The sequence below is a fragment of the Streptomyces sp. NPDC038280 genome (genome assembly GCF_055600045.1).
This window is the reverse complement of sequence record NZ_JBVJYZ010000009.1, coordinates 177343-196763: the sequence shown is the minus strand read 5'-3', so window position 1 is coordinate 196763 and position 19421 is coordinate 177343. Positions and strand designations below refer to the sequence as shown.

At 69.8% G+C, this 19421-nt stretch carries 16 protein-coding genes; 7 read left to right on the top strand and 9 right to left on the bottom strand.

What is annotated here, in order from left to right:
* Nucleotides 1-96 precede the first annotated feature (96 nt).
* Nucleotides 97-1623 (top strand): ricin-type beta-trefoil lectin domain protein, encoded by a 1527-nt coding sequence (locus ACZ7J0_RS20210; RefSeq protein WP_470889134.1) that lies wholly within the window; start codon nucleotides 97-99, stop codon nucleotides 1621-1623.
* Between the two features lie 210 nt (nucleotides 1624-1833).
* Here ACZ7J0_RS20210 and ACZ7J0_RS20205 read toward each other — a convergent pair whose 3' ends face one another.
* Nucleotides 1834-3525: a fumarate hydratase gene (locus ACZ7J0_RS20205; protein ID WP_470889132.1), complete on the bottom strand. Its 1692-nt coding sequence runs from the start codon at nucleotides 3523-3525 to the stop codon at nucleotides 1834-1836.
* 184 nt (nucleotides 3526-3709) lie between these two features.
* Here ACZ7J0_RS20205 and ACZ7J0_RS20200 point away from each other — a divergent pair, with 184 nt between their 5' ends.
* Nucleotides 3710-4387 (top strand): DUF1707 SHOCT-like domain-containing protein, encoded by a 678-nt coding sequence (locus tag ACZ7J0_RS20200; RefSeq protein ID WP_470889130.1) that lies wholly within the window; start codon nucleotides 3710-3712, stop codon nucleotides 4385-4387.
* A 176-nt stretch (nucleotides 4388-4563) separates the two neighbouring features.
* Entirely contained in the window at nucleotides 4564-4935 is a 372-nt protein-coding gene (locus ACZ7J0_RS20195) for a WhiB family transcriptional regulator (RefSeq protein ID WP_469119066.1), read from the top strand.
* Between the two features lie 92 nt (nucleotides 4936-5027).
* On the opposite strand, the gene glpX is transcribed toward ACZ7J0_RS20195, so the two are convergent.
* Nucleotides 5028-6059, bottom strand: a complete 1032-nt coding sequence (glpX, locus tag ACZ7J0_RS20190; protein ID WP_470889128.1) for a class II fructose-bisphosphatase — start codon at nucleotides 6057-6059, stop codon at nucleotides 5028-5030.
* A gap of 119 nt (nucleotides 6060-6178) precedes the next feature.
* On the opposite strand from glpX, the gene ACZ7J0_RS20185 reads away from it, so the two are divergent.
* On the top strand, nucleotides 6179-6718 hold the full coding sequence (locus ACZ7J0_RS20185; RefSeq protein WP_470889126.1) for a DUF4245 domain-containing protein: 540 nt from the start codon (nucleotides 6179-6181) through the stop codon (nucleotides 6716-6718).
* A 97-nt stretch (nucleotides 6719-6815) separates the two neighbouring features.
* Here the strand turns inward: ACZ7J0_RS20185 and ACZ7J0_RS20180 are convergent, their stop codons facing one another.
* From ACZ7J0_RS20180 to ACZ7J0_RS20165, 4 genes are all read right to left on the bottom strand, one after another.
* Nucleotides 6816-7406, bottom strand: a complete 591-nt coding sequence (locus ACZ7J0_RS20180) for a malonic semialdehyde reductase (protein WP_470889124.1) — start codon at nucleotides 7404-7406, stop codon at nucleotides 6816-6818.
* Between the two features lie 149 nt (nucleotides 7407-7555).
* The gene (locus tag ACZ7J0_RS20175) at nucleotides 7556-7792 is read right to left on the bottom strand and encodes an exodeoxyribonuclease VII small subunit (RefSeq protein WP_468711897.1); all 237 of its coding nucleotides are present in this window, start codon (nucleotides 7790-7792) and stop codon (nucleotides 7556-7558) included.
* A 10-nt stretch (nucleotides 7793-7802) separates the two neighbouring features.
* The gene (gene xseA, locus ACZ7J0_RS20170) at nucleotides 7803-9023 is read right to left on the bottom strand and encodes an exodeoxyribonuclease VII large subunit (RefSeq protein ID WP_470889122.1); all 1221 of its coding nucleotides are present in this window, start codon (nucleotides 9021-9023) and stop codon (nucleotides 7803-7805) included.
* A 399-nt stretch (nucleotides 9024-9422) separates the two neighbouring features.
* Nucleotides 9423-10781, bottom strand: coding sequence for an APC family permease (locus ACZ7J0_RS20165; RefSeq protein WP_470889120.1), 1359 nt, complete (start codon nucleotides 10779-10781; stop codon nucleotides 9423-9425).
* Between the two features lie 55 nt (nucleotides 10782-10836).
* On the opposite strand from ACZ7J0_RS20165, the gene ACZ7J0_RS20160 reads away from it, so the two are divergent.
* Nucleotides 10837-11838 carry a 4-hydroxy-3-methylbut-2-enyl diphosphate reductase gene (locus tag ACZ7J0_RS20160; RefSeq protein WP_470889118.1) on the top strand — a complete coding sequence of 334 codons (1002 nt, stop codon included), beginning with the start codon at nucleotides 10837-10839 and terminating at the stop codon, nucleotides 11836-11838.
* A gap of 30 nt (nucleotides 11839-11868) precedes the next feature.
* Complete coding sequence (gene ppgK, locus ACZ7J0_RS20155; RefSeq protein WP_470889116.1) at nucleotides 11869-12633, top strand: polyphosphate--glucose phosphotransferase; 765 nt, start codon at nucleotides 11869-11871, stop codon at nucleotides 12631-12633.
* 202 nt (nucleotides 12634-12835) lie between these two features.
* Here the strand turns inward: ppgK and ACZ7J0_RS20150 are convergent, their stop codons facing one another.
* The gene (locus ACZ7J0_RS20150) at nucleotides 12836-13471 is read right to left on the bottom strand and encodes a DUF6542 domain-containing protein (protein WP_470889114.1); all 636 of its coding nucleotides are present in this window, start codon (nucleotides 13469-13471) and stop codon (nucleotides 12836-12838) included.
* Between the two features lie 217 nt (nucleotides 13472-13688).
* Between ACZ7J0_RS20150 and ychF the strand changes: the two genes are divergently transcribed.
* Nucleotides 13689-14777, top strand: a complete 1089-nt coding sequence (gene ychF, locus ACZ7J0_RS20145) for a redox-regulated ATPase YchF (RefSeq protein ID WP_470889112.1) — start codon at nucleotides 13689-13691, stop codon at nucleotides 14775-14777.
* Nucleotides 14778-15173: 396 nt separating this feature from the next.
* Here ychF and ACZ7J0_RS20140 read toward each other — a convergent pair whose 3' ends face one another.
* Nucleotides 15174-18959 (bottom strand): caspase, EACC1-associated type, encoded by a 3786-nt coding sequence (locus ACZ7J0_RS20140; protein WP_470889110.1) that lies wholly within the window; start codon nucleotides 18957-18959, stop codon nucleotides 15174-15176.
* Nucleotides 18956-19375: an effector-associated constant component EACC1 gene (locus ACZ7J0_RS20135; protein ID WP_470889108.1), complete on the bottom strand. Its 420-nt coding sequence runs from the start codon at nucleotides 19373-19375 to the stop codon at nucleotides 18956-18958. Before ACZ7J0_RS20135 ends, ACZ7J0_RS20140 begins: the two co-directional genes overlap by 4 nt.
* Nucleotides 19376-19421 lie beyond the last annotated feature (46 nt).

Sequence of the window (19421 nt, the reverse complement as noted above, 5' to 3'; positions counted from 1 at the left end):
CTCCCGAAAAACATGAGCACTTGTCTTGTTCTATCTATTCCCAAGTCTCGTACTCACCAGTAAAAACCGTGGGTAACCCCACATCCAGGAGGCGCGATGAGGCGCACCAGACTCAGACTCCGCTGGACCATCGCGGCCGCGGCCGCGGCGGCCGCGGCCCTTGGCTCCATGGCGGCCGTACCGGCCGGCGCGGCCGAAACCAGCCCCACCGTCCGGGCGGGCTCCGTACCGCTCTCGCCCGAACTGGAGGCGATCCGGGCCGCCGAAGCCACCAGGATCTACGGAGATCCGGCCGAACGGCCGCTCGCGGAACGCAAGACCGGCCTGATCTCGCTCGGCGACAGCGAGATCTCCGGCGAGGGCGTCGGCACCTACGAGCCCCCGACCAACGGCCCCACCAACTGGTGCCACCGCTCGCCCGACGCCGCCATCCACCGCACCGCGATCCCCGCGGACCTCACCTTCAACGTGTCGTGCTCCGGCGCGTACAGCGGCAACATCAGGATCGGCGGATCCAAGCAGTACGCCGACGAGCTCGTCCAGAGCGACAACCTCGCCATCAAGGCCCGCAACACCCGCATCAAGATGGTGCTGCTGGTGGCCGGGGCCAACGACGACCTTCAGTTCGGCCCGGTCATGACCGACTGCGTCACCCGCTACCTCACCCTCCAGGGGCCGTGCGAACCCAAGTACGCCCCCGGCTGGCAGGCACGCGTCGACGGACTCGTCCCCAAGGTCGAGCAGACCGTCCGCGACCTGCGCACGGTGATGCGCGACGCCGGATACGCCGACGGCGACTACAAGATGGTCGTCATGGGCTACCCGAGCCCCATTGGGCCCGACTTCCACGACAACCCGAATTTCCCCGGCAAGCTCTCCTGCGGCGGACTCGGCTACGACTCCGACACGGTCTGGGGCCGCAACACCGCCGTCCCCGCCTTCGAACGCGGCATGCGCAAGGCGGCGGCGAACACGGGCGCCGTCTTCCTCGACAACTCCCGGCTCTTCCACGGCCACGAGGTGTGCATGGAGGAAAGCTGGGCGCGCGGGCTCTACATCGACCTGTCCAAGCCCGGGACGCCCGACGAGAACTCGGTCCGCCAGTCCTTCCACCCCAACGCGCGGGGCCACGCGGCCTTCGCCTCCTGTCTCACCCAGATCTACAACTCCGGCCGTCGTGAGGCCGGTTGCGCGGACGTGAACTCCACGGGCAAACCGACGCTCTTCCCGCTCGCCTGGGACGACGCCTACAAGCCGCTGAAGAACGAGGCCACCGGCTCCTGCGCCGACGTCAACGCGTCGACCAGCGCCAACGGCACCGGCGTCCTCGGCTGGGACTGCCACGGCGGACGCAACCAGGGCTGGTGGTACGACTCCACCCGCAGGACGCTGCACACCCAGCTCACCCAGGACCGCTGCCTGGACGTGCCGGGCGCCACCTACCAGGCGGGCGCGGCGCTCATCATCTGGAACTGCTCCGGCGCGGCCAACCAGCAGTTCGTCCGGGACGCCGGGACGATCCGCCCGGCGGCCGCCACGCATCTGTGCGCGACCCTCGGTTCGGCGAAGGAGCCACTGCGACTCCAGCCCTGCAGCGGCGCCGCGAACCAGCGCTTCGCATAGGCGCCCGTGGAAGCGTCGTGGCCCCCGTCCGGTGCGGAGCGGGGGTCACGGCCCTGCACGGCCTCCTCACCAAGGCCTCACTACAAGGCGGCGCGCGGATACATCCACGCGACCGGCGACGGCGACTACCAGCGGCTCGAATTCCACGTCAGCCGCTGAGCGGGGTGCGTGGAAGGGGCCCCGGTGGTCCGGGGCCCCTTCCGACCATGGTCAGCCGAGGCCGGGGCCGCGCACCGGGATGTGGGTGAACGTGGGCTCCGGGGCGGGGTTTTGGAAGAAGTCGTTGCCCTTGTCGTCCACGACGATGAACGCCGGGAAGTCCTCGACCTCGATCTTCCAGACCGCCTCCATGCCGAGTTCCTCGTACTCGACGACCTCGACCTTCTTGATGCAGTCCTGCGCGAGGCGCGCCGCGGGCCCGCCGATCGAGCCCAGGTAGAAGCCGCCGTGCGTGCCGCACGCGTCCGTGACCTGCTGTGAGCGGTTGCCCTTGGCCAGCATGACCTTGGAGCCGCCCGCGGCCTGGAACTGCTCGACGTAGGAGTCCATGCGGCCGGCCGTCGTCGGGCCGAAGGAGCCGGACGCGTAACCCTCGGGCGTCTTCGCCGGGCCCGCGTAGTAGACCGGGTGGTCCTTCAGGTACTGCGGCATGTCCTCGCCCGCGTCCAACCGCTCCTTGATCTTGGCGTGCGCGATGTCGCGCGCCACGACCAGCGGTCCGGTCAGGGAGAGACGGGTCTTCACCGGGTACTTGGTCAGCTCCGCGAGGATCTGGTCCATCGGCTGGTTGAGGTCGATCCTCACCACGTCGCCGGCCTTGTCGAGGTGCTCGTCCGTGGTCTCCGGCAGGAAGCGCGCCGGGTCCGTCTCCAGCTGCTCCAGGAAGACACCCTCGGCGGTGATCTTGGCAACGGCCTGGCGGTCCGCCGAACAGGACACGGCGATCGCGACCGGCAGCGAGGCGCCGTGGCGCGGCAGCCGGACGACCCGCACGTCGTGGCAGAAGTACTTGCCGCCGAACTGCGCGCCGATGCCGATCTTCTGCGTCAGTTCGAAGACCTTCTTCTCCAGCTCCTCGTCCCGGAAGCCGCGGCCGAGCTCCGAGCCCTCGGAGGGCAGCTCGTCCAGGTAGTGCGCGGAGGCGTACTTCGCGGTCTTCAGCGCGAACTCGGCGCTGGTACCGCCGACGACGATCGCCAGGTGGTACGGCGGGCAGGCGGCCGTACCGAGCGAGCGGATCTTCTCCTCCAGGAACTTCATCATGGAGCCCTCGTTGAGGACCGCCTTGGTCTCCTGGTAGAGGAACGACTTGTTCGCCGAGCCGCCGCCCTTGGCCATGAAGAGGAACTTGTAGGCGCCGCCGTCGGTCGCGTACAGCTCGATCTGCGCGGGCAGGTTCGAGCCGGTGTTCTTCTCGTCCCACATGGTGAGGGGAGCCATCTGCGAGTACCGCAGGTTCAGCCGGGTGTACGCGTCGTGGATGCCGCGCGAGAGGGCTTCCTCGTCCCCGCCCTCGGTGAGCACGTTCTGGCCGCGCTTGCCCATGACGATCGCCGTGCCGGTGTCCTGGCACATGGGCAGCACGCCGGCCGCCGCGATGTTGGCGTTCTTGAGCAGGTCGAGGGCGACGAACTTGTCGTTCGACGACGCCTCGGGGTCGTCGATGATCTTCCGCAGCTGGGCGAGGTGCGCCGGGCGGAGGTAGTGCTGGATGTCGTGGATGGCCTCGGCGGCCAGCGTGCGCAGCGCCTCCGGGTCGACCTTGAGGAACGTACGGCCGTCGGCCTCGAACGTGGAGACACCCTCGGAGGTCACCAGGCGGTAGGGCGTGGTGTCCTCTCCCAGCGGGAGCAGATCGGTGTACGCGAACGCGGGGCCGGATGGGGGGGAGAGAGGGGACATTACGGCCATTCCTCGGGTCGACGGCTGACGCGGCACCTCCGTTGGTGACGCGCCCACAAGCGTAGAACGACCCGAAGGTGCCGATCCTGTGAGGTAAGGCTCACTTGGAACCGGCCGGTGGACCCCGCGGCGCGAATCCGGCGCCCCCTAGTCGCGATCTATCGCGTTTCGCTACGCTGCTGCCGTGGACCTCGAAAAGCAGCCCCAGAAGCCGGTCGCCCCCGCGGAGGCCGCCCCTGTCCCCGCCGACGCCCTGCGCGCGTCGGACGCCGACCGGGACCGGATCGCGGACATCCTCCGGGACGCCATGGCCGAGGGGCGGCTCGACGCCGAGGAGCACGCCGAGCGGATCGAGGCGGTCTTCCGCGCCAAGACCCTGGGCGAACTGGAGCCGCTGGTCCGGGACCTGCCGACCGCCGGGAACCGCCGCGACGCCACGCCGCGGTACAGCTACGGGCCCGAGGACTCCACCGCGCCGGCCGACACCATGGTCGCCGTCTTCTCCAGCTCGACCCGCAGGGGCCGCTGGCGGGTCGGTCGCAGGACCAACGCCTTCGCGCTCTTCGGCAGCGTCGAGATCGACCTGACCGAGGCGATCTTCGCCCAGCGGCTGACCACGATCAACGCCACGTCGATCTTCGGCAATGTCGAGGTGCGGGTGCCGGAGAACATCTCGCTGCGCGGCAGCGGCAACGGCGTCTTCGGGAACTTCGAGGTCATGACCCTCGAGGGCACGGATCCGGAGGCTCCTGTCGTCGTCGTCAACGGCTACTCGGTCTTCGGCAACGTCGAGGCCAGGCCCAAGCGCGGCAAGCGGATCGCGGACCTCCAGGAGCGGCTGCGCAAGCACCTCGGCCACTGAGGCGCCGGGGGCGTACGGGCGGGGCGGGGGAGCCGGAGAGCCCGGTGACCGGATTTCGCCGCCCCGGGTTCCGTATTTCGGAACTCAGTGCCACTCAGTGCTTATCGGCGCGCACAGGGGGTAGGGCTTGCTGCATCGTCTCTTCTCGCTCGCGAAGCCGTCGTCAGGAGTAGACCGTGCTGCAACTGCCGCATCAGCCCCTTCAGGTCGCCGCCGTTCCGCCCCAGCGTCTGCCGTCGCGGGAGGATCAGGACGGTCCCTGGCATGCGGAGGCTGTCTGCCGCCGGGACGAGGCGGGACTCTTCTTCGCCCCTTCCAAGGAGCCCACGGCCGCCCGGCTCGCCCGCGAGGAGGCCGCGAAGCGCGTCTGCGCGCGCTGCCCGGTGATGGTCGAGTGCCGGGAACACGCACTGCTCCAGCCCGAGCCGTACGGAGTGTGGGGCGGTCTCACGGCCGCCGAGCGCCGTGTCGTCCTGGCCCGCCGCCGTCGCCGCGAGGTGGAGCTCAGGAAGGCCGCGGCCGGCGACCACGTCGCCGCGGCGGGCTGACGGGTTCTTGCCCGTACGGGAAGGGGCGCCCCCACCGCACATGGGGGCGCCCCTCTTCGTTGCTTCTTCCCGGCTCGCGGGTGTCGCGGGCGCTACTTCGCCCGGTCGAAGTCGATCTTGCTGTAGGCGCGCAGCTTCGACAGCCGGTGCGTCGAGTCGATCTGCCGGATGGTGCCGGACTTGGACCGCATCACCAGCGAGGACGTGGTGGCCGTCTCGGAGCGGTAGCGGACACCGCGCAGCAGCTCGCCGTCGGTGATGCCGGTCGCGACGAAGAACACGTTGTCGCCGCTGACCAGGTCGTTGGTGGAGAGCACCCGGTCGAGGTCATGGCCCGCGTCCAGTGCGCGCTGTCGCTCGGCGTCGTCCTTGGGCCAGAGCTTGCCCTGGATGACACCGCCGAGGCACTTGATCGCGCAGGCGGAGATGATGCCCTCCGGCGTGCCGCCGATGCCCAGCAGCAGGTCCACGCCCGTGCCTTCGCGCACGGCCATGATCGAGCCGGCCACGTCGCCGTCGGAGATGAACTTGATGCGGGCGCCGGTCTCGCGGATCTCCTTGACGATGCCCTCGTGACGGGGGCGGTCCAGGATGACGACCGTGACGTCCTCGGGGGACATGTTCTTCGCCTTGGCGACCCGGCGGATGTTGACCGGGACGGGGGCGTTGATGTCGACGAAGTCGGCGGCCTCCGGTCCGGTGACCAGCTTGTCCATGTAGAAGACCGCGGACGGGTCGAACATGGTGCCGCGGTCGGCGGCGGCGAGCACGGCGATGGCGTTCGGCATGCCCTTGGCGTTGAGCGTGGTGCCGTCGATCGGGTCCACGGCGATGTCGACCTCGGCGCCCGTCCCGTCGCCGATGCGCTCCCCGTTGTAGAGCATGGGGGCTTCGTCCTTCTCGCCCTCGCCGATGACGACGACGCCGTTCATCGAGACGGTGGAGACGAGGGTGCGCATGGCGTTGACCGCCGCGCCGTCCGCGCCGATCTTGTCGCCGCGGCCGACCCAGCGGCCGGCCGCCATGGCGGCGGCCTCGGTGACCCGGACGAGCTCCAGGGCCAGGTTGCGGTCGGGGGCCTCGGGAGAGACCTCGAGCTCGGACGGCAGATGATGCTCGGTCATCGGAGCGCACCTTTCTGTACGGCGACGGCCGGAGGAAATAGAGGGTGGGGCGACTCTATCGGTACGTCGACAAATTGAGCAGAGGGGCCCACGTATGAGCAGACCACCGTGATGCGAACATGGTGGGCGTGGCAGGTATGCGAGGCAAGCAGACAGTGCGCGGGATGATTAAGTCGATGACGGTCATTGTGGCCGCCGCCGGTGTGATGTACCTCTTCGTTCCGCATGATGAGCAGGCCGTCCCGGTCCCGACGAAGGACTACCGGGTCGAGCTGCTGACGGCGCAGCGCGCCGCGCCGTACCCGGTGCTGGCGCCGGAGGGCCTCGAGGACGGCTGGCGGGCGACCACCGTCTCGTACAAGCGCGAGACCGGGGACGCGTGGCACCTGGGGTTCCTCGACCCGGACACCCAGTACGTCGCGATCGAGCAGTCGACCGAGCCGACGGACAAGTACGTGCCGCGGGTGACCCAGAAGGCCGCGAGGACGAGCGGGACGCTGACGGTCGCGGGGCAGGTCTGGCAGCGCTGGGAGGGCCCGAAGTACGACGCGCTGGTGCGCGTGGACGGGAAGGCGACGACCGTGGTGACGGGAACGGCGTCCTTCGACCGGCTGGCGGAGATGGCGGCGGCGCTGAAGGCGCGGCAGCCCAAGGCCTGACCGGCGGACATGCCCCAAGGCCTGACCGGCGGACCTGCGGCGACGGCCCCGGACACCTGAGGGTGTCCGGGGCCGTCGCCGTTGTGTGCCGCCGCCGTCAGATGGTGGTGATGACGTCCTCGTAGGCGAGGCGGGGCGAGCGGGGGAACGAGGAGTCGGTACCCGGCTTGCCGATGTTGACGACCATCAGGGGGGTGTGGTCGTCGTCCAGGAACTCCTTCTGGACGCCCCGGAAGTCGAAGCCCGTCATCGGCCCCGCGGCGAGACCGGCGGCGCGCACGCCGACGATGAAGTACGCGGCCTGGAGGGTGGCGTTCAGGGCGGCGGAGTCCTCGCGGACCGGGCGCTCGCTGAAGAACATGTCCTTGGCCTGCGGGAAGTGCGGCAGGAGCGAGGGCAGCTCGTGGTGGAACTCGTTGTCGGCGGCGAGGATGGCCACGAGCGGGGCGGCGGCGGTCTTCGCCTGGTTGCCCTCGGCCATGTGCCCGACGAGCCGGGCGCGGGCCTCGTCCGAGCGGACCAGGACGATGCGCAGCGGCGTCTGGTTGAAGGCGGTCGGCCCGAACTTGACCAGGTCGTAGATCGCCTGGACCTGCTCCTCGGTCACCGGCTCGTCGGTGAACGTGTTGGCGGTGCGGGCCTCACGGAAGAGGAGGTCCTGGGCGGCGGGGTCGAGAACGAGGGTCATGCTGCGTACCTTCCGGACGTGCAAGGGATCAAGCGATGTCCAAAAACGTACGCCCCGATAGGTTAAGTTTCAACTAAACCGACAGCGTGGTGAGCCGACTCACAAGGGTCGAGTGGGGTGCGGGCCCCAGGGAACGCGGGCGGGCTGGGCTAGTCGTCGGTGCCGGGCCCGCCGGCGTGGTCCTGCTCCGCCAGGGCCGCGTCGAGGCGCGCACGGGCGCCTTCCAGCCAGCGGCGGCACACCTTGGCCAGCTCCTCGCCGCGCTCCCAGAGCGCCAGGGACTCCTCCAGCGTCGTGCCGCCCGCCTCCAGGCGGCGGACGACCTCGATCAGCTCGTCGCGCGCCTGCTCGTAGCCGAGCGTCGCCTCTTCCGTCTTCGCAGCCATGCGCTCCACCCTAAGCGTGAGGTCCGGCCGTGCGGCGCACCGCGAATTCGCCTTCGGCGACCCGCGCGCGGAGCTCCTCGTCCTCGGCGACCTCCTCCGGGGAGCGGACCACGGACCCGTCCGCCCGCTGGAGCACCGCGTATCCGCGCTCCAGCGTCGCGGCGGGCGAGAGCGAGAGAACCCGGGCGCGGGTGTGGGAGAGCTCGGAGTCGGCCCGGTCCAGCAGATGCCCGAGGACCCGGCGGCCCCGCGCCAGCAGGGCGTGCAGCTCGTCCTCACGCTCCTCCAGCATCCGGTGCGGCCGCTCCATGACGGGCCGCGCCAGAGCGTGCGCCAGGCCGCGTTCCTCGCGGTCGAGCAGACCCCGAAGGCTTCGCAGGGACCGGTCCCGCAGGGCCTGCACGCGCTCCAGCTCCTCACCCACGTCCGGTACGACCTTCTTGGCCGCGTCGGTCGGGGTGGACGCCCGCAGATCCGCGACGAGGTCGAGGAGGGGCGAGTCCGGTTCGTGGCCGATGGCGGAGACGACGGGCGTGCGGCAGGCGGACACCGCCCGTACGAGCTGTTCGTCCGAGAACGGCAGCAGATCCTCGACGCTTCCACCGCCCCGCGCGACGATGATCACGTCGCACTCGGAGAGCTCGTCGAGTTCCTTGACGGCCTGGACGACCTGGGTGACCGCGTGGACGCCCTGCACCGCGACGTTGCGCACCTCGAAGCGGACGGCGGGCCAGCGGTGGCGGGCGTTCTCCAGGACGTCCCGCTCGGCGGCGGACGCGCGCCCGCAGACCAGGCCGACCAGCTGGGGCAGGAACGGCAGCGGTTTCTTCCGGTCCAGCGCGAAGAGTCCCTCGGCACCGAGGGACCGCTTCAGCTGCTCGAGCCGGGCGAGCAGCTCACCGATGCCGACGGGCTTTATCTCGACGGCACGCAGCGAGAGCTGGCCGCGGGGCGCGTACCACTCGGGCTTGGCGTGCACGACGACGCGGGCGCCCTCGGAGACGATGTCCGCGACGGCGTCGAAGACCTGGCGATAGCAGGTGACGCCGACGGAGATGTCGTACGAGGGATCGCGCAGCGTCATGAAGACCACCCCGGCGCCGGGCCGGCGCGACAGCTGCGTGATCTGTCCCTCGACCCAGACGGCCCCGAGCCGGTCGATCCACCCGCCAATGAGCCGGGACACCTCACCGACGGGCAGGGGAGCTTCGGCAGACGTGGAAAGACCCATGCGCCGAGCGTATCGGCCGTCGCCAACCGCCCGGCCCTCATCGCACCCCGAGGTCCAAGAGCGGGCGCCCCGCCCTCGTCGCCGGCCGGGGTGCTGCGGGCGGCGCGGTGCCAGGGCTGGGCGACCGGCCCTCGCCCGGCCCTCTCCACCGAGGTGCCACGGGCGCCGGGCTCTCGCCCGGCCTCCCCACCGAGGCGTCCTGCCCTCGACGCGCGCCCAGGCCAAGAGCGGGCGCCCCGCCCTCGTCGCCGGCCGGGGTGCCGGGGGCGGTGCGGGCTTCCCCATCGAGGCGTCCTGTCCTCATCGCCCGGCGAGGTGTCCCGCCCTCGTCGCTCCCCGAGGTCCAAGAGCGGGCGCCACGCCCTCGTCGCCCGCGAGGTGCCAGGGCCTGCCCGACCCTCAGCGCGCGCCGAGGCCCCTTCCCGCTCCCTGGACCGCGAGCACGACCAACCCGACGCCCAGCCAGATCACCCCCACCACCTGCGCGGACGGCGACGCCTCGACGATCACCGCGATCAGGATGCCCGCCCCGGCCACCGGCAGCACCACGTGCCGCAGCCAGTGCGGCGGGCCCTCCGCCCGGCGGACGGCGAACCAGCCCACCACGCTCGCGTGCAGCAGCACGAACGCCGTCAGGGCGCCGATGTCCACCACCGAGACGAGGTGGTCCATGCCGTCGTCGCGCCGCGCCGCCCACACCGCCGCCACCAGCGTGACCACGGCGGCGAAGAGCAGCGCCACCCGCGGCACCCCGGAGTCGGTGCGCGCGAGCGCGTGCGGCAAGCGGCGGTCGCGGGCCATCGCGAAGACCAGCCGCCCGGCCGCCGCCTGCCCGGCCAGCGCCGCGAACGCCGCCCCGATCGCCTTGCTCACCGCCACCAGGTCGTGCAGCCAGCCGCCCACGGACGCGTCCACCGCGTCGTAGAAGGCCGACCCCTGCCTCACCGGCTCCACGGCGAGCTCCGCCGAGGACATCGGCTCCAGCAGTGCCACCAGATACGTCTGCGCCACGAAGAGCACGCCCGCCAGCGCAAGACAGAACAGCACCGCCCGCGCCACCTTCGCCGACCCCCCGGTGACCTCCTCCGCGAACGACGCGATCGCGTCGAAGCCGAGGTACGAGAGCACGGCCACGGACACCGCTCCGAACACCGCCGCCATCGAGAGCCCGGCGTCCCCGCCGAGCGGCGACCACCAGTCGCGCTGCGCCCCGTCCCGTACGAGCACCACCACCGCGGACACCACGAACACCAGCAGCACCACGATCTCCATCGCGAGCACCGCGAACCCGACCCGGGCCGCCGCCCGCACGCCCCACAGGTTGAGCAGTGTCGTGACCACCACCGCGAGCCCGGTCCACACCCACCGGTCGATGTCCGGCACCAGCGCTTCCATCGCGATGCCGGAGAAGAGATAGGCGACCGCCGGGATCAGCAGATAGTCGAGCATCGCCATCCACCCGGCGATGAACCCCGGTCCTTCCCCGAGCCCCTTGCGGGCATACGTGAAGACCGAGCCGGCCTGCGGCGCCACCCGGACCATCTGGGCGTAGCTGAATGCGGTGAAAGCCATCGCGACCGTCGCGACCAGATAGACCAGCGCGACCGCTCCGCCCGACTTGGCGTCGAGCGTGCCGAAGACACCGACCGGCGCCATGGGCGCGATGAAGAGCAGCCCGTAGACGACGAGATCCCGGAATCCGAGCGTTCGCCGCAGCTCCTCGCCCGTCCCCGTCTCCTGTGCGCTGGTGCCGGTCATGCCGATCAGTCTCAGCCAACGAGCCGACCTTTCCCGTGTACGGCGCGGCCTTACGATGGGACGCATGACTGCTACGCCTGCCGCGCCCGCTGCCCGCCGCGTCCTGCTCGCCGCCCCCCGCGGCTACTGCGCGGGCGTGGACCGCGCCGTCATCGCCGTGGAGAAGGCACTGGAGCAGTACGGTGCGCCGATCTACGTCCGCCACGAGATCGTCCACAACAAGTACGTCGTACAGACCCTGGAGAAGAAGGGCGCGATCTTCGTCGACGAGACCGCGGAGGTCCCCGAGGGATCCATCGTGATGTTCTCGGCGCACGGCGTCGCCCCGGTCGTCCACGACGAGGCCGCCGGCCGCAGGCTCGCCACCATCGACGCGACCTGCCCCCTGGTGACCAAGGTCCACAAGGAAGCGGTCCGCTTCGCCAAGGAGGACTACGACATCCTCCTGATCGGCCACGAGGGCCACGAGGAGGTCATCGGCACGTCGGGCGAGGCGCCGGACCACATCACGCTGGTCGACGGGCCCGAGGACGTCGCGAACGTGACCGTGCGGGACGAGTCGAAGGTCGTCTGGCTCTCCCAGACGACGCTGTCGGTCGACGAGACGATGGAGACGGTCGACGCGCTCAAGGAGAAGTTCCCGCAGCTGCTGTCGCCTCCGAGCGACGACATCTGCTACGCCACGCAGAACCGCCAGATCGCGGTGAAGAAGCTGAGCGAGGACGCCGAGCTCGTCATCGTCGTGGGGTCCAAGAACTCGTCGAACTCGATCCGCATGGTCGAGGTCGCCCTCGACGCCGGCGCCCCCGCGGCGCACCTCGTGGACTTCGCCGACGAGATCGACGAGGCCTGGCTGGAGGGCGTCACCACGGTCGGTCTGACCTCCGGCGCCTCGGTCCCCGACGTCCTGGTCGACGGTGTCCTGGAATGGCTGGCCGAGCGCGGTTACGCCGACGTGGAGACCGTGAAGACCGCCGAGGAGTCGATCACCTTCTCGCTGCCCAAGGAGCTCCGCCGCGACCTGCGCGCCGAGGCCGCCGCGCTCATGAAGCAGTGACCGTCAGCGGCTGCCCGTAACGTTGTGTCCATGAACGTCTTCGGAGTGGACATCGGCGGATCGGGGATCAAAGGCGCCCCGGTGGATCTGGAGCGCGGTGATCTGGCAGAGCCGCGACACAAAGTACTGACCCCACAGCCCGCGACACCCGACGGTGTCGCGGGCTGTGTCGCGGAGGTCGTGGAGCACTTCGGCTGGTCGGGCCCGGTCGGGGTCACCTTCCCCGGAGTCGTCACCGGCTCCACGATCCGTACGGCCGCGAACGTGGACAAGAGCTGGATCGGCGTCGACGCGGACGCCCTGCTGAGCGAGCGTCTGGGCGGCCTGCCCGTGACCGTCCTCAACGACGCGGACGCGGCCGGGGTCGCCGAGATGAGCTTCGGAGCCGGCCGGGGCCGCAAGGGCACGGTGGCGCTGTTGACGTTCGGTACGGGCATCGGAAGCGCGCTCTTCATCGACGGCCGTCTCGTGCCCAACACGGAGCTGGGCCACCTGGAGCTGAAGGGCCACGAGGCCGAGAAGCGGGCCTCGACGAAGGTCAAGGAGGACGAGGGCCTGAGCTGGGAGCACTGGGCGCGCCGGGTGGGGAAGTACCTCGCCCATCTGGAGATGCTGTTCTCGCCGGAGCTGTTCATCATCGGCGGAGGGGTGAGCCGCAAAGCGGACAAGTTCCTGCCGCTGATCGAGGGGATCAAGGCGGAGATGGTCCCGGCCGAGCTGGAGAACAACGCGGGGATCGTGGGAGCGGCGATGACGGCGGGGGCGCTGAGGGGCGCCGCCACCACCGGAGCCTAGAGGCCTGCGCCTTGTGCGCCGAGGAGGGGCGCGAGGCCCGGCAGGCCCGGAGCCGGGCGCCGCCACCGCCGGAGCCCAGAGGCCTGTCGTCTGCGTGGGGCTGGGGTACGCGGACCCGGCAGGCCCCGAGACGGGCGCCGCCACCGCCGAGCCCGAGGCCTGTCTTTCGGGCTGGCCCGGGGCCAGGATCCGAGGACAGGCTCTAGGGGCCTTCGGACCGCACCGGACGGGCGGCCTCGGGGGCGGGGCGGCGGACAGGTGCGCCGGGGCCGCGGGCCGCCGCGGCACGCTGGCGGCGGCCCATGAGCCGTACCTTCCGCACACAGGTGATCACGCCGGCGACGAGCGTGCCGCCGTACAGCCAGCCGGCGTGCACGGCGAGGGCGGTGACGACCGCCATCGCCTGCCCGCCGAGGCCGCCCGCCCCGCCCGAGATGGGGACGACGCCGACGGCGAAGGCGATCGGGACGCTGATCGGGGCGGTGACCAGGTCCGCCGCCCTGACCCAGAGCGCGGTCAGGGCGCTGACCGGCAGGAACAGCAGCCCGTAGACCACTGCCGACTCGTCGAAGAGCAGCCAGTCCAGACAGCCGAGCACCAGCATCGCGGCGGACGCGAACAGTCCGCCGCCCAGGCCGGTCAGCCGGGGTCCGGGCAGCCGGCGCAGGGCGACGACCGCCGGCGGCGCGGGCCGCCCGGCCTGCCCGGGCCTTCCGCCGCGCCCGCTTCGCGGCTCGACCTGATAGACGGCCGCGCTTTCGGCGAACGCACCGGCCGGGGGAAGAGGGGGCTGAGGCCGCTGCCGGCCCCGGGGGTGACGTGTCCTGGGCTGCTCCACTTGGACAACGTAGGTCGGGAGTGCCCCGGAAACAGGTACGGGACACGCACTTTGGCCGAGCTTGGCGCTGAGATCGACGCGCGGGTCGCCATGGCGCCACCCGCGCGCCGGCTGCCCGCCCCCGGGACGGCCCGTCGCGGCCGGGGGCGACACGCCCGTAAACTGGGGGATCGGCCCACCACCCGGCCCACCATCCGCACTGCAGGAAGTCGTCAACGTGTCGCTCACGATCGGAATCGTCGGTCTGCCGAATGTCGGCAAGTCGACCCTGTTCAACGCCCTGACCAAGAACGACGTGCTGGCGGCCAACTACCCGTTCGCCACCATCGAGCCGAACGTCGGTGTCGTCGGCGTCCCCGACGCCCGGCTGGCGAAGCTGGCCGAGATCTTCGGCTCGCAGCGGGTCCTCCCGGCGACGGTCGACTTCGTCGACATCGCGGGCATCGTCCGTGGCGCGAGCGAGGGCGAGGGCCTGGGCAACAAGTTCCTCGCGAACATCCGTGAGTCGGACGCGATCTGCCAGGTCATCCGTGCCTTCAAGGACGAGAACGTCGTGCACGTCGACGGCAAGGTCTCGCCGAAGGACGACATCGAGACGATCAACACCGAGCTGATCCTCGCCGACCTGCAGTCCGTCGAGAAGGCGGTCCCGCGTCTGACGAAGGAGTCCCGCCTCCAGAAGGACAAGGCGGCGGTCCTGGCGGCGGTCGAGTCGGCCCAGAAGATCCTGGAGTCGGGCCAGACCCTCTTCTCCGCGGGCATCACCAAGGGCACGGAGCAGGGCGACCTCCTCCACGAGCTGCACCTGCTCACCACCAAGCCCTTCCTCTACGTCTTCAACGTCGACGAGGACGAACTGGTCGACGAGGACTTCAAGAACGAGCAGCGCGCGCTGGTGGCCCCCGCCGAGGCGATCTTCCTGAACGCCAAGATCGAGTCCGAGCTCATCGAGCTCGACGACGACGAGGCCCTGGAGCTCCTGCAGTCCATGGGCCAGGAGGAGCCGGGCCTCGCGACCCTGGGCCGGGTCGGCTTCGACACCCTCGGCCTCCAGACGTACCTGACGGCCGGCCCCAAGGAAACCCGCGCCTGGACGATCAAGAAGGGCGCGACGGCCCCCGAGGCGGCCGGTGTAATCCACACCGACTTCCAGAAGGGCTTTATCAAGGCCGAAGTCATCTCCTTCGAGGACCTGGTCGAGACGGGCTCGGTGGCCGAGGCCCGCGCGAAGGGCAAGGCCCGCATGGAGGGCAAGGAGTACGTGATGCAGGACGGCGACGTGGTGGAGTTCCGCTTCAACGTGTAGCGGCTGACGTATCACCACGTCGCTGATCTGGCAAACGTGCAGGTCAAAAGGGGTCCGACTCTTCGGAGTCGGGCCCTTAGTTTTTTCCCGTGCTGGGATGGTGCTGGGATAGCTGACCCCTCGTCACCTGTCATCACCCCTGCTCATCCCTACCGTGCTGGGATCGTGCTGGGAAGAGATGAGAGCGCCCGTGCTGGGGCGAGCACTGTCCAGAGCTGCGCCCGGCGGCAGGAAGCGCACTGGCGAACGACCCTCCTGACGCCTTCTTCATGACTCCGAGGCCGGAGCAGATCTGCACGCGCCCGACGTTTTCGATCTCCTAGCCGAGAAGGAGAAAGCTTCGGGCCTGGTCTCCGGATCCGTGTCTCACTCGCCTCTCCGTACGCTTTGAAGCGGTCACCGTCGCAAGAATCTGGTGTCGAACAGGCGCCAAGCCGGTTGGCGTACGGCCTGCTGGCCCTTCGGCCCGTCGTAGAGCAGGTGCGCACGATGCAACATCAACCGCAGGTGACGGGCGAGGCCAGACTCCTCGCCATGGTGCCCCCGGTCGAGCAGTACGGCCGACGAGGTGCCATCGGCATGGCGCAGCACCGCATCGACGGTATGCCCGTGCACCGGAACGCCGAGCTCGACTGGTTCCCCGCTGCTTACGGACAGCTGTTGGTAGAGACGTTTGAGCAGCTCATCCGGCGCAGCAGTGGTGGTTGAGCCGCCACCGCTGCTTTCGGCCGCTTCGCGCAGCGCCGCGGCGACCACTCCGCCCATGTCCTGCCACAGTGCGATGTCGCCGACCACGAGCAGGTGGGAGCGGGCCCGGGTGATGGCTACGTTCCAGAGGTTGAGCTGCCGGGCGACCCAACCGACGGAACCAGGCGGCATGCCCTCGCCGGCGACCAGGGAAAAGACCATCAGGTCGCGTTCGCCGCCCTGGAAAGTGTGCACCGTACCGATACGCAGACGGTCGGGGTTGTCCGGATCACGGAGGTCCCGCAGGCGCTGTCGCAGAACCTCGGCCTGTCCCTTGAAGGGCGTGACCACGCCGATAGTTGCCTCAGGTGGCAGGTCACGAAGCCGCCCGCGAACGAAGGCTTTCACCGTTTCGATCTCGGAGTCGTTCATCCAGGAGCCGCTGCGACTTTCGCGCACCGCCTGCCCACGGATGTCGATCCAGCTCAGGGACGGTCGGTTTAGGGACGCACGGCCGCGGGTGTCGGTGAGGATAGTGAGCGCGCCGTCGTAGAAGAGCTCGTTCGCCAGGGACGCGATCTCAGGATGGCATCGAAAGTGTTCGTCGAGGAGCAACGCACCTCGGGTCGCGTTCTCTGCCGCATGGAAAGCGGAGTGACGCCGATGGGCGAGCCGGTGCTGCTCCAGCCACACGGCGCGGAGGCCCGCTTCCCGCCGCAGTCCGGCTTCACGTGACGGATCCAGCTTGGAGATGTGGGGCAACTGCATGGCGTCGCCGATGACCAGGGCACGTCGCGCCCGGTAGAGGAGGGGAAGGATGTGCGGGATGGCGCACTGGCTCGCCTCGTCCACGATCACTAGGTCGAACAGGGCCGGGTCGGTGGGGAACCGGCGGGCCGAGAGGCTGGTCACGGCCCACGCCGGGGCTGCCTCCAGCGCACCGTCCACCGCAGGCCAGTCGGGCACGCCGGGCGGGGTGCTCAGCAGCTCGAGGATGCGCTTCTTGCCGTTGAAGGCTTTGGTGGAGACGACGCTCCGCCACAGTTCGAGGGAGGCTTCCCGCACTCTCCGCTCGGCCTCGTTCAAGGCGCTGGACAGAGCCTTGTCGTCAACGGCCGCCGCGTCGTCGACGTGCTCGCGCCACTCCGCCTCGGCGGCAGCGAATGCGGCCAACGATCGGCAACCTGCTACGGGGTCGCCCGCCGGGGTGTTCAGCCGGAGGCGTTTCAGCAGTCGTCCGCACCACCAGGCCCGCACGCGGGTTGGTAGCCGGGACTGCGCACGCCGCTCGGCTCTGCGGACCAGCTGTGCCAAGTCGATCGGAGGGGGCAGCAAGCCGACAAGGTCCGCCACCGGCACCCCCAGGAGACCCGCGCGCTCTTCGCGGCTCTCCCCGGCTCGGAGCATCCTCAACTCGTTCAAGGCGGTCTCGGCGAGCAGGCCACGCACCCGGTCCAAGGCGTCGTCCGCGACCTGGACGTCCATCCCGGTCGTCGCGATCGTGCGAGCCGCAGCACCGGAAGACCGGAGCTGGGAGAGCGTCGTGTGTTCCCTCTTACGGTAGTCGACCCTGCCTCCGTCCCTTCCCGGTGACGATGTCGAGCCAGTGCGCACCAAGCTGCCGGGGAGGAGCTGTTCGCAGCGGTCCCAGACCTCGTTCACGGCCTCGTTGTTGGTCGAGGCCACGAGGACGCGCTGTCCGGCGGCCACTGCCGTGGCGACGGTGTTCGTCACGAGCTGGCTCTTACCGGTTCCCGGAGGGCCGGTGGCAGTGGTAAGTCGATGGGTCATGGCGGACCGGATCACTGCGGCCTGTGCCTCGTTGCAGGGGAGCGGAGTGACCAGTTGCACCGGCCCGGAACTGGGAACAGGCCCAAGGGAGTTGCGCTCACCCGGAAGGGGAGAGAGTGCGGCCAGTGCGGTCTCCTGGATCTTCTCGAGTGCGCCGGAGATGTGATCGAAGTCTCTCAGCAGCCCTCTCACGTAGGTGGTCTCGGGTTGGGCCAGGAACAGCACGGCGGCGTTGCGAGCCCCTTGCACCGGGGTGCGTACGTCGATGGAGGGAGCGAGCCGGTCCGGACGCAGTTCCTCCGCAGCAGGCAACCCGTACTCGTTCCGCAGCAGGACGCCTATGTCATCCGCCATCAAGTCGTGCTGACCGCGCTGCCATTGAGGGTAATAGTCCTCGGCGAGCTGGGCGGCCTGTTCCTCACCCAAGTGAGTTCGCGCGAGCTGGGGGTGCGGGACGACGGGGCCGTACGGCTTGAGCCGGATCTCCCCGTCCACATGCACCGTCTCGACCCGGCGGACGAGTAGCGGGGCGAACCGGTGACGGCTGTGCGCCCTGCCACCGCGGGGAGCGTCCAGGAGGACAGCAGGGTAGCCCGTCCACAGTTCGGCGTCCTGCTCCGCGGCCGCCTGGACGAGTTCGGTGGCTTCCGGCGGGAGCGGGGCGCACCCGTCCTCGTCGAGCTCTCCGGAGAGGAACTGTTCCGCACCGGTCAGGCACACGTACGACGTGCCGTGATCGCCGACGGACAGCAGAGGGGTCTCGGTCTCCTCCGCCAGCACACACTCCCGGTAGTACGTGAGCAGCGATGCCCAGGAAGCAGCGGACCGGGACGCCTTGGGGGTGGCGGAAGCGCTGGCCCCTTCAGAGCCGGCAGCTGCGGGCTGTCTGCGGGAGAGCGGTTCGAGTAGAGGCGGGCTGCCCAACGGACTGGCGGCCAGGACAATATGGTCGTCGACCCCGTGCGCGGAGTGGACGGGCACTTGCCGCCCGCCGTTCTGACCTCTCATCCGGCGGTTCACGTAATGAAACAGGTCGGACACCGTCACTTCGGCGCCGCTGTTCTTTCTGCTGACCTTGCCCGTCCGCAGCGCCTCGATCACCTCGGCAGTGAACGCGGACGGCTGGATCTCGCCGCTCGCGGCGGCTCCGGCGAAGGAGTCCTCACTGGCCCGGGAGGAAGACATGACGAAGACGCCTCGGCTGGTCAGAAGGGCTTGCTCACCTGATTTCGCGACCGGCTCGCCAGCGCGACGGTCGGAGGTGCGCAGGCCAACGGCGAAGCCGCCGCTGCGACAGCAGTCGATCATCACGACCTTTTGCGGCGATGGACATTGCTCCAGCAGCTCGTTGACGAAACCGGAGCTGACTCCGGTCTCCTCAATCCGGTCGTAGTCGGTGTCCGTGGCGATGAAGTGGAACTCCCCGCCCGACTGCATACGCCGAGACCCGTGCCCGGATACGTACAGGAACACCAGTTCGTCGGAAGCGCCGTCCAGTAGGAACTCGGCGATGTCCTCCCGCATCTGGTCTGCGTCGAGGTCGGGCAGTTCCTTGATGGCGGTGAAGGCACCGATGTCTCGGTGGCGCAGGACCTGGCGCATGCCCCACAGATCCGCACGGACCGAGGGCAGGGGAGCGAAACGGTCGTCGTCGTACCGTTCGTTGCCGATCAGCAGAGCCCGACGGCGGGTCGTGCGCGTCACGACGGCTCTTCCTCGTCAGGGCCTGCGTCGGCCGGCCTCACTTTGTCGAGGAACTCGCGCATCATCCGCTCCTGCGCGGCATTGGGAGACCCAGTCACAGTGAGGCTGTGTCCGTCACCGGAGATATTCACTTCCAAGGAGCGCTCCCGCCTCGCGGCGCACCACTCCTTGATCGCGGTGATCAGCACCTGGCCAGCAGGCCGCGAGACCGCCGCGACGCTCGCCCACAGCGCCACGTCCCCGACTCCTGCGCTCTTGCTGCTCGGCTCGACCAGTCTCTGCTCCGGTGCGAACTCTACTGTGCAGACGTCCGAAATGCGCAGAGTCTCCAACAGGTCGACAGTCAGCCGTTCCTGCCGCAACGTGTCCCCGCCGGTCGGCACGGTCAGCAGCCACGGTCGTTCCTCGCCTTTCATGCACACCTTTCGTTGTTCGATCCGTGCGTACGTCGCGTGTCGTCTG

Bases quoted from the DNA above. Each gene is read 5' to 3' on its own strand.
- ACZ7J0_RS20210 (WP_470889134.1), top strand. From the start codon at position 97: ATGAGGCGCACCAGACTCAGACTCCGCTGGACCATCGCGGCCGCGGCC.
- ACZ7J0_RS20205 (WP_470889132.1), bottom strand. From the start codon at position 3,525: ATGTCCCCTCTCTCCCCCCCATCCGGCCCCGCGTTCGCGTACACCGAT.
- glpX (WP_470889128.1), bottom strand. From the start codon at position 6,059: ATGACCGAGCATCATCTGCCGTCCGAGCTCGAGGTCTCTCCCGAGGCC.
- ACZ7J0_RS20185 (WP_470889126.1), top strand. From the start codon at position 6,179: ATGGTGGGCGTGGCAGGTATGCGAGGCAAGCAGACAGTGCGCGGGATG.
- ACZ7J0_RS20180 (WP_470889124.1), bottom strand. From the start codon at position 7,406: ATGACCCTCGTTCTCGACCCCGCCGCCCAGGACCTCCTCTTCCGTGAG.
- ACZ7J0_RS20175 (WP_468711897.1), bottom strand. From the start codon at position 7,792: ATGGCTGCGAAGACGGAAGAGGCGACGCTCGGCTACGAGCAGGCGCGC.
- xseA (WP_470889122.1), bottom strand. From the start codon at position 9,023: ATGGGTCTTTCCACGTCTGCCGAAGCTCCCCTGCCCGTCGGTGAGGTG.
- ACZ7J0_RS20165 (WP_470889120.1), bottom strand. From the start codon at position 10,781: ATGACCGGCACCAGCGCACAGGAGACGGGGACGGGCGAGGAGCTGCGG.
- ACZ7J0_RS20160 (WP_470889118.1), top strand. From the start codon at position 10,837: ATGGGACGCATGACTGCTACGCCTGCCGCGCCCGCTGCCCGCCGCGTC.
- ppgK (WP_470889116.1), top strand. From the start codon at position 11,869: ATGAACGTCTTCGGAGTGGACATCGGCGGATCGGGGATCAAAGGCGCC.
- ACZ7J0_RS20135 (WP_470889108.1), bottom strand. From the start codon at position 19,375: ATGAAAGGCGAGGAACGACCGTGGCTGCTGACCGTGCCGACCGGCGGG.